Raw genomic sequence first — 14,192 nt, 5'->3', positions numbered from 1 at the left:
TAATTAGCTACTTTTTATCTCGGAAAATATGCTCTAAGTGTAATTTATTATATTTTAGTAGCACTCAAATCAATAGATATTAAACCGTACTTTAAAACTGTATTGGTAATAACTTATTCTCTAAAAAAACTAGTTAATTTTTAAGCAAAATTAATAACAAGTTTACTATAAGTTTGCAATCAAATGTTAACTTGAAAGTGCCTCCAGATAAGCTATCTGCTGGCAGAGTACATAGAAAGCTTCATCATTACCCGTAAAAACATTATCAAATTGTATGGAACTTAAAGATTATATTGTGGCTATAGGCATAGTCAGAAATTTTGACTGTTCAACAACAGAGTTAATGGTAACTTTTCCCAGAAACCTATGAAAAATAAAAATCAAAAAGAAACAGTAGGTGAGGGGCGAAACCCCTACAGTATTTAACACTTGTGGACAAAATGAAAAATGTATAATACTTAATTAAATAGAAGAACATATTCAGCGCATTCAATCTAACAAGAAATGCCAACACCGCAGATGACATCCAAAGGGGAAAATAGTATAAGTACGAATGTTGTTCTTACAGATTGTGGATGACTATTTTGTCATAGCTCTTGTAGAACAAAGCATGATTACTTAATACGATCCTAACTATCGGTGTACATCAAAACATCTACATTACCAGGGAAAGTAATTAAATTAAGAGTTAGCCCAAATTTCCGAGGATATAACTGCATCTACCAAGAGCCAAACGGAGACTTTTTCATACAAGTCAAAGGAAATGAGTCAAGCTTATCAAAGCTAAAGCTACAGTCAGGTTTCCGATTTTAGGTCAGCTCATGGACAGAATCATCAGGTCAAATGCAGTCGAAACCTCAAGCCAATCAGGGAGTTTAGAGATTAATATGCAGGATGTGCATCCCTGTTATAATCAAGTTCCTGAAATAGTATCAATCTGTGGGGGTAGTGTCGCTTCAATCATCAGACAGCAACCACAAGAGTTGCCCTTAGCAGCGGCGTCTCCAAAACTACCTACAAATACCCATAGCAAAATAGCGACACCTTTACGGGTAACAGCTACAAGTATGGGTAATTGCTCTATATCCTTGCAGAAAATGCTAGAGCAAACGCCTTCAATTCTTCCTCGTATAGTTTTGCTAGGCAGTCTAACTTTTTTGGCGACTGTAATAGCTTGGGCGTTTACGGGAAAGATAAAACAAGTCAGTCAAGTCAGAGGGAAATTCATACAACTAGGAGAGCTTTATCAATTCCAGCCACAGGGTTTTGACAAAGCAGTGAAAGCCAAGACTGAACGAGTACCGAGATTTCCCAATCTCCCAATAGATGGGGTTGTACCCTCCCTTAACATTCACAGCACTAACAAAATAGCTCAACCCAAACAATCTATTGCGGAAATCGCTCCTAGCAATACATCCCCTGCTTTGGTGATTAACCTGCCTTACCACAACATAGACTTTGTCAACAAAGGAGACAAAGTACAAATCAAACTAGATGCTGATACCTACAGCCAGCCATCAGCAAAAGGTAAAGCAGAACAACAAAACGCTTTTGAAGTTCAAAATCGCAGTATTCTCTCAGGCAGAATTGTATCCATCTCTGGTGATGCTCAACCTGAGCAAAAATTCGGTTGGGTGTATCGGGTTGAAGTGGCTTTAGCTCCCCATCAATCCATCAAATTAAAAGCGGGACAATCAGCTACCGCCCAAATCATTTACCAGCGTCGCATTTCTGATCTGTTCCTGACACCAATCAAGGAACAACAAAAACATAGAGAGTAGTTTATAAATTCCAATTGCGCTCCAAAATCACCACATTACTGACAAACTGATTTACTTTATTGAAGGCAATGAATACTATGCATCAGAACATTACTAGCAATTTCGATAAGTCAATTAACCCGGAACAACTCGATCAAGTAGTTGAAGCAATTCTTGCAGGCAAGTATTCCTGGGCTTGTGTATTAATGCTGCGGTTTGCTGGCTACAATCCTTTACATTACATTCCTTACCGCACCTATAACCGATTGATTAAAGAAAACTCGCAAATCAAGAGAGCTAGCCAACAACGCACCGAAAATCTTAAAATTGCCGCTTTACCTTCTGATCAAAAGTCTGACAGCCCTACACAAAAAAGCTGCTTAAGCAAAATCAAAGATCTTGCTTATCTAGAAGTAGTTGGCAAGAAAAAAACAGAAATTCGCGGTGGTAGTTCAGAGCGGTGGCTGGCTACTCAAATTCACGAGCATCAATCAATTAAGCCTGAACTAAAATCAGACACCACTCAAGATTCATCATTCAAATTCTCTGCGTTTAACTAAAATATCTCTTGAGTTACCAGATCCTTAGAGACTGTTGATGAAATTGGCGATCGCCATGTAAATTACGACGCTACAACAGCAAAATTCCCCGACTTCTTAAACAAGTCGGGGATCTGTTTTTGATTAATCTTAAATCATTCTGCCAAAATGGCAAATCAATTATCAATATTTTGAATATTATAAATAACAAGTACAAGTAGCTGCTTGAAGTAAAAAATTATAAGTAAGGAGAAAACAATAAAATACTAAAACTTATGTTTTAATTACTCAAATTGATAAGAAGTGAAATACTCCTTGACTTAGGTTTCTAAAAGTCATACCGTACTGTTGGTGGTTATTTTTCCAAAGTAGTCTCAGCATTGCTTATAAAACTTTCAACACCGGGGTGGGTGTTCCTAAGTTCCCAAAAAGTTAATGTTTAATAGTACAACTATTATGGAAAAAGAAAAAGTAACGGTAAAACTGATTTTGACTGTTGGAACTTCCAGTAACTTTGCTTCTGTTTCAATTATTTCATCTTAGTTCTCCCGATTAGGATTCCTTCTACTTTTTCAATCACAATTGAGAAAGCAATGACTGGAAGCTCGCAAACATCTATAGAGCTTCCAGTTTTTTTATCCAAACAACTGAGAATAACTTTTTTTCCTAAAGTAACAAAATAGCGATTAGTTTTGCCTTGAGTAGAAAAAGTATCTGATTAACCGTAAGGTGGGCACTGTTCACAACGTAAAAATAAGAGTTTTAAGAAAGTTAGACAGTGCCCACCCTACAATAATTGTAATCAAGCAACTAGTGCAAGATGTGAATAAGTAACTAATTTTTTGCAGCGATCGCATTAATTTTTTCATTCAGTTCTCGAATCCGACGAGATAAAATTCCAATAATATTTACAGCAATTTCTGGTGTTTCATCAATAGCTTCGTAAAGTTGTTCTTGTGTTAGTTCCAAACATTCACAAGCTTCCAAAGTTGTTGCCGAAGCAGAACGCGGTTGAGCGTCAAAAACTGACATTTCACCAAAAGATTCTCCTTTGGGAAACACTGCTAACTGTTGGTTGCCAATATGAACTTTGACTTTGCCAGAAACGACAATATAAAGCGATCGCCCCTCATCCCCTGCTTGAAAAATAGTGTAGTTTGTGGGAAATTCCAACTCATCCATAACTGAAGCCAAGCGAACAATAAAATCATCGCGTAATTCTTTAAAAATAGGTACTCTACGAACAAATAATAAGCGTTCAACAGTAGTTAGCATAAGATTAGTTATAAATTTTTCATTAACTCTTGCACTTGAGCAACTACAAGTGGGTGGGGATCTTTTTGCAACTGCGGTAAAATTTTGAGCAGAATACGAGGTGATACTGTACTCAAATACGCCACTGCTGCTTCCCGAACAAAGCCTGTAGGATGACGCAAACTTCTCACAACCTGTTCGCTAGTCAGTCGGATATTGGCAACTTGAGCAAAATGAAAACAACAAGCTACACACCAATCGGAAAGCAAATTATCCTGTGTTAACAAAAAACAAGTACGTTTGCCAATTGTCATTTTTTCATAATTGGCAATTCCCACATCTATTAAATGTTGCAATTTTTCTGAGGGCGATCGCCGATCTAAAACATTTAACAATACAGATTTATTTTGCAAGTTAACAATATGCTCTAAAATCTCTAAACCCCGTGCTAAGTTTACCAATGATTCAGAGCGCAAATTGAATGCTGCGGCTTGAATTTGTTCTGTCGGGCAAATTATTTGTAGTAGCAACAGTAATCGCTCTTGAACATCGATTTCTACTTCTAACAGCGCGTGTTGCAAAAGTGATAACACAACTACAATTCTTCTATCTGAGTTATAAACTTCTAAAGTATCTTTTGTGTTTAAGTCTATTTCTTGGGCATAAATTTTGCCTTGGCTTTTGAAGTCTATATATGCAGCGTAAATAACACCTAAAAAACCCAATTCTTCTTCAATGAGTTTTTTTACCTGATTTTCATAAAAGCGATGCTCCAAGGAAGTGGCTTCGCGATCGCCTAAAACTAAAACTCCCTTTTTTTGCAGCCTTTTCAATAAGGGACGGAGAATATGACCCCTACTTTTACCCTTAGATAATTCTAGATGCTGCCATAAAGTATCTATCGCCTCTATAGTAGGAATTTGACCAATAGTACGCCAAGCATACATCCGCACAATTTCCGGTTTATAAATATTAGTAGCTAAGTTTATCAATATTGGTAAGGCTTCATTCTCTAGTCCTACTAAAGCACCCATTGCTGTAGTTCGCGTTGATTTATACTGAAGCCCCAATAGTAATGCTGTATAGTATTCCTCTAAATGGGTTGCTGAAATTGTTTCTAAAACAGCACAACGCACTCCCAAAGACTCATCCTGCAACAAATTCGGTATGTAAATCCGCAACGCCTGCAAGTAAACTGCTTCTTTAAGCGCTCTGACTGCATTTACTCTTTCCCTTTCTTGTTTGTGAGTGAGCATCCGCCGCAAAGTATTAGTTGCGGTTGACTTTTGTAGTGGCGTTCCCAGGCGTAACAATAAAGCAGCAGCAGTCGCACGAATAATGGAGTGTTGTTCTTCTGTTAAGTATTGTTCTAAAAGACTGACGTCTGGATCTGGATCGGAAAACCAAACGTAGCTTAAGGCAAGGGCAAAAACTTCTGGATTAATTAGGTGTTGAGGTAACTCTAACAAAGCTCTGACTTCTGGCAAATAATTAGAATTTGTACCTGCCGCCAATAAAATCTCTAAACTAGGTTTTTGTAGCGAGGGAGGAAGCTTGACTAGCAAGGGTGCTAACACTTCTGTTGCACCTTGGGGATCAATTTGAGATAAAAGTTCGATACAAGAGCGCTTATCTGCTTCGGTACCTTTTTCTCCTAAAGCTTTCACGACTGCTTGTTTAAATGTGCGTAAATCTACATCTGTGGCGCTCAGTTGCCCTCGCTCGGCACTTAAAACTAATAGGTTAACGTAATGCGATCGCAGCAACCAAATCGCCCCCAAACAGCACGCAGCTACAACCATTGTTTCTACTACCATAATCGCGCTACGTTCTGACAAGGGCAGAAATAGCTTTCCCAACCACAGAGTGATGAGAATAATTACACCTGCAATCCCAGCCCCAAAAGCGTCTGCTATACCTCCTGATAGTGACTGAACGCTGCTGCGAATCCGATCTGGAATTGGTTGAAAAAGCAAAGGGCTACTGCTGGCAACAAAGGTATAACGTAAAATTTCATCTAAGAACTTGAGAATAACTAAGCCCCATAAAAGATTGTGGGAATTGCTCCAAGGTAATAAACCCAAAAGGGGTAGTGTTAAGGGTATAACAATACCTGCGGTGAGGGGTAAAGTTGCAGCAGTAATAAATACTCCAAAACGTTCGAGAGCACGGCTAGAAATAAATAACTGCATTCCTAGCTCGCAAACTCCCATTATTCCACCCAGTAAACTTAAAAAGGTAGCAATATCTTTACCCTGAAAATTTGACTTTAACTGAGCGAGATATTGAAAATCTATCAATACTCCCATTGCTTGTAGGAGAGTAAAAAATGCAAACAACAACCAGGCATAATGCTTTAGAGAACCATAAAGACGTTGCTGTTTATAGTGCTGGGCTGGTTTTATCTGTCTTTGAGGAACATCAGGAAAAGCCTGCGAATAATTTTTACTTAGATATAAAAGAATCCCTGCTCCCAAGACAACGAATATACCAGCGAAGGGCATAATCACATTATTAAGACCTACAAATAGCAGCAAAAAAGGTAAACTAAAGCCGCTGAGAACATCAGCCACCAAAACGCCACTGCTAATAATTGGATAGGTACGCTTAATTTCCCGAATATTGAATAATTGGTTAGCTGCAATTGAGGTATTGAGATCGTTAACAACGTAGAATGCATCCACCCACAACCGCAGGATAAATATGATAAATACCGAAAAGAACGAAATATGTAAACCTAGATGCAAAAACATCAAGGGCAAAAACATACAGGGTGCGATCGCCACAATCACCTGCCGCAAAGGAAAAATTTTTTGCAGCCAAGAATAGAAATAAACCAAGACTCCACCCACAAGTGCACTGGCGGTATACATCAAAGGCAGGAACTCAGATCCATACTCATCCAAAAACAGCGCAACCGCAGAATCTTCCGACCATCGTAATCCTATTGAGGTAGTAGTATAAAAAGCAAACATTAACCACGTGCGATCGCTCTCCTCAGGTCGAAGGTTTACCCACTTTAGCAGTCGCGTCAAAATCCTTTTTCTTTGAATAGCTTGGTAATTTTTCAGTTCCATGCAGTTTTACTTTCTAGTAATTTCACCCCTAAAGTTTCAAGTAAAATATATAACAGTTTTTTATAATGTACGAATGGCTTTTTGTCGAAGGGATACATTGAGCAACCTCGATCAGATTTATTGACATAGCAAAAATCCCGATCAACTGAGTATATTTTTCCCACTCAGCGATCGGGACTCTCAATTTAGCTGTTGAATTTAAATCAATAATTATTTATTTCTTAGGAGATAGGAGCATCATCATATTTCGCCCCTCTTTCTTCGGTGCTTGCTGTACCTCAGCCACCTCATCTAAATCGGCAGCCATCCGTTTGAGCAGCTCTTCTGCCATGTCGCTGTGTTGAATTTCTCGACCACGGAACATTACAGTAGCTTTTACTTTATCACCGTCTTTGAGAAAACGTTCTGCTTGCTTGACACGCACATTATAGTCATGTGCCTCTATCTTGTAGCGCATCTTCACTTCTTTGACATCAGCAGTGTGCTGTTTCTTCCGGGCTTCTCGTGCTTTCTTCTCCTGCTCAAATTTATATTTCCCATAGTCCATAATCCGACAAACCGGCGGATCAGCCTTATCACTGAGCAGCACCAGATCCAGCTCTTTTTCCTCTGCTAGTTGCAGCGCTTCCTGTGGGGACATAATTCCCAATTGTGCACCATCAGTATCAATGACCCGAATTTTCGGGAAACGAATTCTTTCGTTAATTTGGGGTAAATCGCGGGTTCTTTTTTTCTCTGTCACTGGCATTATGAGTTGTGGGAGCTGATTTTTAAGAATAGGGCTTGGTTTGGTATTTTTTCATTTGCCTTAAAGGCAAAGACATTAAATTTCTGAGGACTGAAAATAGACTGTATTTCCAGGGTTGCCAATCCACAAGATATTCTCTTGTTGGTTGTATTTGTCATTCTACTCATTCTGAGAGGATTTCTATCTAATCGTTAACCTAAATTACACAACTGCAGCATTTGTTAACTATTGTACTATTTCTTTGTGACAATGTTAACATGGGACTGTTTCAGTATCATGGTCGGGATTACAAAGCAATATTCAATACTTACTGAATAAGGACGCAGAACACAGAAGATAATTTGCAGAACTTAGGTACTTGCTTTGACTCCTGTAGATGTGCCTTTTTTGGCTTCACCCAGTCCCTTTTTCGCTCTCTTGTAATTATGTAATATATATTACAGTAATTTATTGCTGTCTAAGCAATATTGCTGAGGAAAGTTTAATTGTTGTTCTTTCTTGAGGATGTATTAAGCGATCGCTCCCTAGCAAAAATCCTCAACTCAAAACATTAACCACGCAGATATCGAGCGATACCCTGATTAAGTCGAAATTAAGCTAGTAATAGAAATAGCAGTATTCCTATAGCTAATAAACTTGGAGGCAGCGTGAACGGCACAGTTCACTGGCAAGAACGAGTGGGCAATCAAAGAGACTGGGTTTGGCGAGGTTGGCAAACCCGCTACACCTATATTCGCCATACCCAAAATCACTATAAGGCGACACCTTTGATTTTGCTACATGGATTTGGTGCTTCTATTGGACATTGGCGACATAATTTAGAGGTTTTGGGGGAGCAACACACAGTTTATGCCCTTGATATGCTGGGTTTTGGCGCTTCTGAAAAAGCAGCCGTTAATTACAGCATCCAGCTATGGGTGGAACAAGTTTACGATTTTTGGAAAACATTTATCCGCCAGCCTGTAATTCTAATAGGTAATTCTATTGGTTCGCTGATTGCCTTAGCTGTCGCCACTGCCCATCCAGAGATGATCCAGGGTGTAGTGATGATGAGTCTACCAGATCCATCATTAGAGCAAGAAGCTATTCCTGCTTTACTAAGACCTGTTGTTAACACAATTAAAAATATCGTAGCTTCCCCGTTGTTGCTCAAACCCTTATTTTATTTAATACGCCGACCAAGTTTTTTGCGTCGTTGGGCTGCTATTGCCTACGCTAACCCAGAAGCGATCACAGATGAACTGATAGAAATATTAGCAGGCCCTCCTCAAGATCGGGGTTCTGCCCGTGCTTTTACCGCTTTATTCAAGGCTACAATTACTGCCAATTTTGGGTTCAGTGTTAAATCTGTATTGCCAACTCTAACAATCCCTATGCTTTTAATATGGGGACAAAATGATCGGTTTGTTCCCCCAGCCCTTGCTCATGAATTTGCTCAGTACAACCCAAATCTGAAACTACTGCATCTAGAAAATGTGGGGCATTGTCCACATGATGAATGTCCAGAAACAGTGAATCAGGCTATTTTAAATTGGATTATTTCAATTTCTAATACATAAGTATATAAGTAAAAACACAGATTCCCGACTTCTTAGAGAAGTCGGGGATCTTACAGGATATTAGAAGTGATTTTTATTTTAGTGTTCTTGTGTCTCATACTTTATTTCCTAACATAAGACACAAGGACACTAAGTAAAATGACTATATTTTCAACTACCTAGCCAATGGTAACTTGACTAGTGTCAACAGAAGTTGCTCCATTCACTGACCGCGCCACAGAAACCATCTGGTTAAGAATGTCTTGACTGGGGACTTTCCCTTTTAATACAACAGTACTACCTGTTTGAGCAACCCAGAGAGTTTCTATGTCAGTCAACTGCTGATCTTGATCAAACGCAAGGGCGACACGTTTCGCTAAACCACTTTGGTCGTATTCTCCATTTAATCCCATTCTTTCAGGAGCAATTTGTTGAGTAGCAGCAGGTGTCGCTGAAGTTTGTTGCTGTACTTGTTGAGGAGTAGGATTTACTTGGGCATTTTGAGGTTTTTCTAGTCCAAACAGTCTTTTAAGCCAACCCATATACTTTTTTCCTGGGATAACTAAATTTCCACATGAAAGTATAAAAGTTAAATACAAAAGTTACATCTACCTAACATCTGATATGCAGCAAAAATAACTTCTACCCATGGAGCAATAAGGTTTGAACACTGACCTACTTCATTCCACAGTGGGATTTACATTTCTCTACAATGTACCTAACAAGCGTTAAACTTCATTGCAAACTAAGAAGACAGGTAAAACAACGTGATAAGTTTTGAAAACGTGAATCAATAACTCTAGATTTAATCAAGAGAAGGAGAATACGGTGGCAATGGAATCAACTCTTCAAAATGGCACAGGTGCAGTACGTGAAGACTTTAGTGAATATGTTGCCCACCTCCAACTGCACATGGCTCTGCAAGCTCGCAATCTGGTTCCAACCTTGAAGCAAACAAATTCAGATAGTCGAGAGCAACTCCTCCATCAAACTCAAGCTCATTTTGAAAAGCTAGTTTCTCGCCGTTCACTCTGAACTAATTGATACAACTGTTTAATAAAATTTAAATAAAATTAATAGCAGGTCTTGTTGAATCAAGCTTTATGCAGCGTTCATCAGATCTGCCTTTTTTATATTTGGCTATAGCCCCTTTGATGAACATGATCCCAAATTGGCATAGGAAGCCTTTTAATCCAAAATCACACCACTTGCACTCAATAAGGGAACCTTCAAGGGCGCAGTAGCTCCAAAATCCAAAATGGATATGAATACCTGTAAGCACTAGCTGCTCGTGATAGTATAAAATTTGCAATTAAGCAAGTAAATATCAGAACTTAGTTTTGTATAGCGTTCCCTATACGTTGGCTTGCTCCATAAAATTCTTGAATTGTACTGTTTGTAGTTAAGTGAGAGAACATTCACTTATTAAAATCACTCTTTTGGATCAATGGTAAGAAACGGAAAGCCGTTAAGATTAATGCAGCGAGAAGTTAGAGAGTCGGCTTGCACTGAAGCGCGTTAGCTCCACTCTAACGAGAAGCCAACGGCAGTCCATACCCTGTGGGAACCGTCTGATAGGCGTCTTAAGCAAAGCAAGGCTCCAAACCTTGAAAGTTCCTTTCCTCCAATTATTTAAGGCTGAATGGCAGCTCGAATGAAAATGAGTTCATTACTTACTCGAAATCTCAGTATTCTCATCCGCCCAGTACAATACCGTGACTTGGACGGCATTGAACGTTTAGCTCAAGATTCATTCGCAGCCAAAACCCAAAAGGGAGCGGAATTTGCTATGCGGCAGATGCAATGGCTGCGTCGCTGGTATGGATTGCTGAAATTTTTAAGTTGGTTTCCCAACCCATTAAAGTATATTTTTTGTGGCTATGTAGCAGAACAGGGGCGAATGCTTCTGGGAATGATTCAAGTGTCTCCATTCAATCGCACGCGGAGCACTTGGCGGGTGGAACGCGTAATGTTAGATCGTGGTGCCGATAAGCAAGGAATTGGCTCACAGCTTTTGCGTTATTGTTTTGAGTCAATTTTAGAAGCTCGTACTTGGATATTGGAAGTTAATGTCAATGACACAGAAGCGTTGGCATTATACAGACACAATGGCTTTCAGCGTTTAGCTGAAATGACTTATTGGGAAATCAAACCAGAGTTGCTAGCTGAATTGGCACAGGCACAGCCAGATTTGCCAAACTTATTGCCTGTGAGCAATGCTGATGCTCAATTGCTGTATCAGCTTGATACGGCTTCAATGCCGCCTTTAGTAAGGCAAGTATTTGATCGCCAAACCCAAGATTTTAAAACTAGTTTGTTTGGTGCTTTAATCGATGCTGTTAAACAATGGATGACGAAAACAGAAGTCGTGAGCGGCTATGTATTTGAACCCCAACGCAAAGCAGCGATCGGTTATTTTCAGATCTCGCTAGATCGTAAAGGTGAGGAAGCCCACATTGCAACATTAACAGTTCACCCAGCATACACCTGGTTGTATCCAGAACTGTTAACTCAACTTGCTCGCATTGCCCAAGATTTCCCTCAGCAACCCTTACAACTAGCTTCGGCAGACTACCAGCCGGAAGGAGAAGAGTATTTGGAGCAAATTGGAGCAAGTCGTGTAGAACACACGCTGATTATGTCTCGCTCCGTTTGGCATAAGGTGCGGGAGTCTAAATTTGTCTCTTTAGAAGGTATTCAGCTACCTGAGATGTTACAAGGATTGCAACCGGCACGCAAACCGATACCGGGTGGAATGTTATGGCTCCCACCAAGACAGCAAACGCCTTCAGAGCGCTCTGTACAACCCAATCCATCAAAAGAAACTATTAATTTTTCTAGCAAAAATTCTCACCTGGAAGCATCCTACCAATCGGAGTCGGTAGATGCGCAAAAACAGGAGTAGTGATGTGGCGATTAATAAAGCAAAAGAGCAAAAGCGGGAGAATAACACAGCAGAAGCCGAAGAAGGTACTTCTACACTCTTTCACACCCCCGCTCCCCAGTATATTTCCGCTTTAGGTTTAGATGTTGGTCGTAAACGTATTGGTGTGGCAGGATGCGATCGCACTGGTTTGATTGCCACTGGTATCACTACAATTGAACGCACATCTTTTGAACGGGATGTGGAGCAAATCAGACAATTAGTCGTTGAGCGAGAAGTACAAGTGTTGGTCGTTGGTTTACCATATTCTATGGACGGTTCTTTGGGCTTTCAAGCACGACAAGTGCAGAAATTTGCCAAACAACTGGCTAAAGTGCTCACAATTCCAATGGAATATGTAGATGAGCGATTAACTTCCTTTCAAGCAGAACAGTTGTTAATTTCTGAAAACCGTTCTCCATCACGTCATAAACCGTTAATAGATCGCAAAGCCGCAGCTTTGATTTTGCAACAATGGTTAGATGCCCGACGAGCTAACCTTAAATTCACAGAAGCATCTGCTGAGTAACCATAGCTTTAGCATGATATTCTGAAATCTGTTACCCAGCGCTTAATTGTGTATCTAAAACTCATTGTTTGACAGATCATGTCATTAAGCAGTTAAACGATTTCTCAAGTAGCTGGTAATTGTAAAAGTTCTACACTTGGGTTATGTTTTCCTCTTCTTTTCCTGACGAACACGATCACGAACATTCTGGTACCATCAGTTTGACAGATGACAAAGGGCGATCGCTTGAATGTTATATAGAGCATTCGCTCGAAGTTGATGGGCAAGAGTATTTTTTACTTCTTCCTGTTGACTCACCAGTAGAAATTTTTGCTTGGCAAGGTGATGGTGAGGAAGAAGAAGCTATTCTCGTGGAAGATGATGCGACTATCGACCAAATTTTTACCACTGCCCAAGCAGTTTTGTCTGAGCAGAACTTAATTCTCAAGAACACTGCTTACGCTTTAACTGTAAGTGGCGAACTACCACCAGTTGAAGAGTCAGAACTTTTCACCTTAGAAATAGAAGATGAAGAGTCAGATTTAGAACCGGAGCAATTACAGTTATTATCTAGCTTTTACTACGAAGAGCAAGAATACGCAATTTACACTCCCCTAGATCCACTGCTATTTTTTGCACGGATATCAAAAAGCGGTAAACCTGAATTACTTTCTCCAGAAGAGTTTCGCCAAGTACAACCTTTATTAGAAGAACAGTTGTTCAATGAAGTTGAATAGATGCAAAAATGAAGATTTTTAATAAGTAATTAAGATTTTTTAGTCTTCGTTATGCTAACCATACCTGAGCCAAAAATTTGCCAGTATTTATTGGCTTTAGGTATGATAGGGCTATGCGAACTGGAATTTGCTGCGACTTAGTTCAGTTCTCGTCATTGTGACAGATACCCAAGCAAAATTCCAAAAAATCTAAACTTAATTTTGACACGAGCAAAAGTAAAATTTAATACTGAAATAACAGGCATAATATTCATGTATTAAATTTTGCTCGCAAATGCAAAGCTTTTATTGTTATCATCTACACCCAAGAATTTAGCACATAACTAATAGTCAAAGCTAATAATTTTTCCAATGACTATTAACTAATGACTAGTGACTATTAACTAATGAGTATGCCTTGGAACAAGCTCTTACAGCCTGATTTAATTTTGGAAGGTTCAATATTAAACCTCACACCAGACATAATTCAACGATATGGGCTGAAGGGGATGGTGTTGGATGTAGATGAAACTTTGGTACCGATTAGAGCAGCATCTGCTTCAGTTGAATTGCAACAGTGGGTGAAAGAAATCCGTCAGGTAGCAACACTGTGTTTGGTAAGCAATAACCTCAGTGAACCTCGGATTGGTGGTATCGCTCGTTCCTTAAACTTACCCTACTATCTGGGTGCAGCCAAACCTTCCAGACGTAAAATCAAGGCTGCACTCCAGACTATGAATTTGCCAGTACAGCAAGTCGCAATGGTAGGCGATCGCTTGTTTACTGATGTTTTAGCAGGCAATAGGTTGGGGATGTTTACTATTTTGGTCGAACCTATTATCCATCCAGATGTGGCGCTTCGTTCCCATCCAGTACGTAACTTTGAAGTCTGGATATCTGAAATTATGGGAGCTTCCATATCTCCTAAAAAGCGTAGGTTTACAAATCTTGATAAATAGTCAGGAAAATAAATCTAAAGAAAAGATTAAAAATATTTTGTTGAAGACAAAAATAGGAGATTATAAATATTAATGAGATGGGATCAGCCAAATAAAGATCCTAAAGATAGTAAGTAAATATAAATTTGTAAAGCGTCAACCTAAAACTTTATATAGGTTGGCGTTTTACA

The 14,192-nt window shown here is 39.3% G+C and carries 12 protein-coding genes; 8 read left to right on the top strand and 4 right to left on the bottom strand.

What is annotated here, in order from left to right; translation table 11 throughout:
* The first annotated feature begins 821 nt into the window (after nucleotides 1–821).
* Nucleotides 822–1,781, top strand: a complete 960-nt coding sequence (locus tag UYC_RS0110490) for a putative HlyD family type I secretion protein (protein WP_026087630.1) — start codon at nucleotides 822–824, stop codon at nucleotides 1,779–1,781.
* A gap of 77 nt (nucleotides 1,782–1,858) precedes the next feature.
* Nucleotides 1,859–2,320 carry a HetP family heterocyst commitment protein gene (locus tag UYC_RS0110485; RefSeq protein WP_016876979.1) on the top strand — a complete coding sequence of 154 codons (462 nt, stop codon included), beginning with the start codon at nucleotides 1,859–1,861 and terminating at the stop codon, nucleotides 2,318–2,320.
* Between the two features lie 813 nt (nucleotides 2,321–3,133).
* Here UYC_RS0110485 and UYC_RS0110480 read toward each other — a convergent pair.
* From UYC_RS0110480 to infC, 3 genes are all read right to left on the bottom strand, one after another.
* Nucleotides 3,134–3,574, bottom strand: a complete 441-nt coding sequence (locus UYC_RS0110480) for a Crp/Fnr family transcriptional regulator (RefSeq protein WP_016876980.1) — start codon at nucleotides 3,572–3,574, stop codon at nucleotides 3,134–3,136.
* Between the two features lie 8 nt (nucleotides 3,575–3,582).
* Nucleotides 3,583–6,630, bottom strand: coding sequence for an MFS transporter (locus tag UYC_RS0110475; RefSeq protein ID WP_016876981.1), 3,048 nt, complete (start codon nucleotides 6,628–6,630; stop codon nucleotides 3,583–3,585).
* A 214-nt stretch (nucleotides 6,631–6,844) separates the two neighbouring features.
* Nucleotides 6,845–7,378 (bottom strand): translation initiation factor IF-3, encoded by a 534-nt coding sequence (gene infC, locus UYC_RS0110470; protein WP_016876982.1) that lies wholly within the window; start codon nucleotides 7,376–7,378, stop codon nucleotides 6,845–6,847.
* Between the two features lie 647 nt (nucleotides 7,379–8,025).
* On the opposite strand from infC, the gene UYC_RS0110465 reads away from it, so the two are divergent.
* Nucleotides 8,026–8,937: an alpha/beta fold hydrolase gene (locus UYC_RS0110465; protein ID WP_016876983.1), complete on the top strand. Its 912-nt coding sequence runs from the start codon at nucleotides 8,026–8,028 to the stop codon at nucleotides 8,935–8,937.
* A 158-nt stretch (nucleotides 8,938–9,095) separates the two neighbouring features.
* On the opposite strand, the gene UYC_RS0110460 is transcribed toward UYC_RS0110465, so the two are convergent.
* A complete protein-coding gene (locus UYC_RS0110460; protein WP_016876984.1) occupies nucleotides 9,096–9,458 on the bottom strand; it encodes a phospholipid-binding protein in 363 nt (120 codons plus the stop codon).
* Between the two features lie 292 nt (nucleotides 9,459–9,750).
* Here UYC_RS0110460 and UYC_RS0110455 point away from each other — a divergent pair, with 292 nt between their 5' ends.
* The 5 genes from UYC_RS0110455 (at nucleotide 9,751) to UYC_RS0110435 (ending at nucleotide 14,022) form a co-directional block, all read left to right on the top strand.
* Nucleotides 9,751–9,951 (top strand): hypothetical protein, encoded by a 201-nt coding sequence (locus tag UYC_RS0110455; RefSeq protein WP_016876985.1) that lies wholly within the window; start codon nucleotides 9,751–9,753, stop codon nucleotides 9,949–9,951.
* Between the two features lie 607 nt (nucleotides 9,952–10,558).
* Entirely contained in the window at nucleotides 10,559–11,821 is a 1,263-nt protein-coding gene (locus UYC_RS0110450) for a GNAT family N-acetyltransferase (RefSeq protein ID WP_016876986.1), read from the top strand.
* Nucleotides 11,802–12,368, top strand: a complete 567-nt coding sequence (ruvX, locus tag UYC_RS0110445) for a Holliday junction resolvase RuvX (protein ID WP_016876987.1) — start codon at nucleotides 11,802–11,804, stop codon at nucleotides 12,366–12,368. Before UYC_RS0110450 ends, ruvX begins: the two co-directional genes overlap by 20 nt.
* 143 nt (nucleotides 12,369–12,511) lie before the next feature.
* Entirely contained in the window at nucleotides 12,512–13,084 is a 573-nt protein-coding gene (locus tag UYC_RS0110440) for a DUF3727 domain-containing protein (protein WP_016876988.1), read from the top strand.
* Between the two features lie 392 nt (nucleotides 13,085–13,476).
* The gene (locus tag UYC_RS0110435) at nucleotides 13,477–14,022 is read left to right on the top strand and encodes a YqeG family HAD IIIA-type phosphatase (protein WP_016876989.1); all 546 of its coding nucleotides are present in this window, start codon (nucleotides 13,477–13,479) and stop codon (nucleotides 14,020–14,022) included.
* The last annotated feature ends 170 nt before the right edge of the window (nucleotides 14,023–14,192 follow it).

This window comes from Chlorogloeopsis fritschii PCC 6912, from assembly GCF_000317285.1.
Taxonomy (GTDB): Bacteria; Cyanobacteriota; Cyanobacteriia; order Cyanobacteriales; family Nostocaceae; genus Chlorogloeopsis; species Chlorogloeopsis fritschii.
Note: the sequence above shows the minus strand (reverse complement) of the source record. Positions and strands in the feature narration are given on the sequence as shown.

Coding starts and splice junctions, on each gene's coding strand:
- UYC_RS0110485 (WP_016876979.1), top strand. CDS start 1,859: ATGCATCAGAACATTACTAGCAATTTCGATAAGTCAATTAACCCGGAA.
- UYC_RS0110475 (WP_016876981.1), bottom strand. CDS start 6,630: ATGGAACTGAAAAATTACCAAGCTATTCAAAGAAAAAGGATTTTGACG.
- UYC_RS0110490 (WP_026087630.1), top strand. CDS start 822: ATGGACAGAATCATCAGGTCAAATGCAGTCGAAACCTCAAGCCAATCA.
- UYC_RS0110435 (WP_016876989.1), top strand. CDS start 13,477: ATGCCTTGGAACAAGCTCTTACAGCCTGATTTAATTTTGGAAGGTTCA.
- UYC_RS0110450 (WP_016876986.1), top strand. CDS start 10,559: ATGGCAGCTCGAATGAAAATGAGTTCATTACTTACTCGAAATCTCAGT.
- UYC_RS0110460 (WP_016876984.1), bottom strand. CDS start 9,458: ATGGGTTGGCTTAAAAGACTGTTTGGACTAGAAAAACCTCAAAATGCC.
- UYC_RS0110455 (WP_016876985.1), top strand. CDS start 9,751: ATGGAATCAACTCTTCAAAATGGCACAGGTGCAGTACGTGAAGACTTT.
- UYC_RS0110480 (WP_016876980.1), bottom strand. CDS start 3,574: ATGCTAACTACTGTTGAACGCTTATTATTTGTTCGTAGAGTACCTATT.
- UYC_RS0110440 (WP_016876988.1), top strand. CDS start 12,512: ATGTTTTCCTCTTCTTTTCCTGACGAACACGATCACGAACATTCTGGT.
- infC (WP_016876982.1), bottom strand. CDS start 7,378: ATGCCAGTGACAGAGAAAAAAAGAACCCGCGATTTACCCCAAATTAAC.
- ruvX (WP_016876987.1), top strand. CDS start 11,802: ATGCGCAAAAACAGGAGTAGTGATGTGGCGATTAATAAAGCAAAAGAG.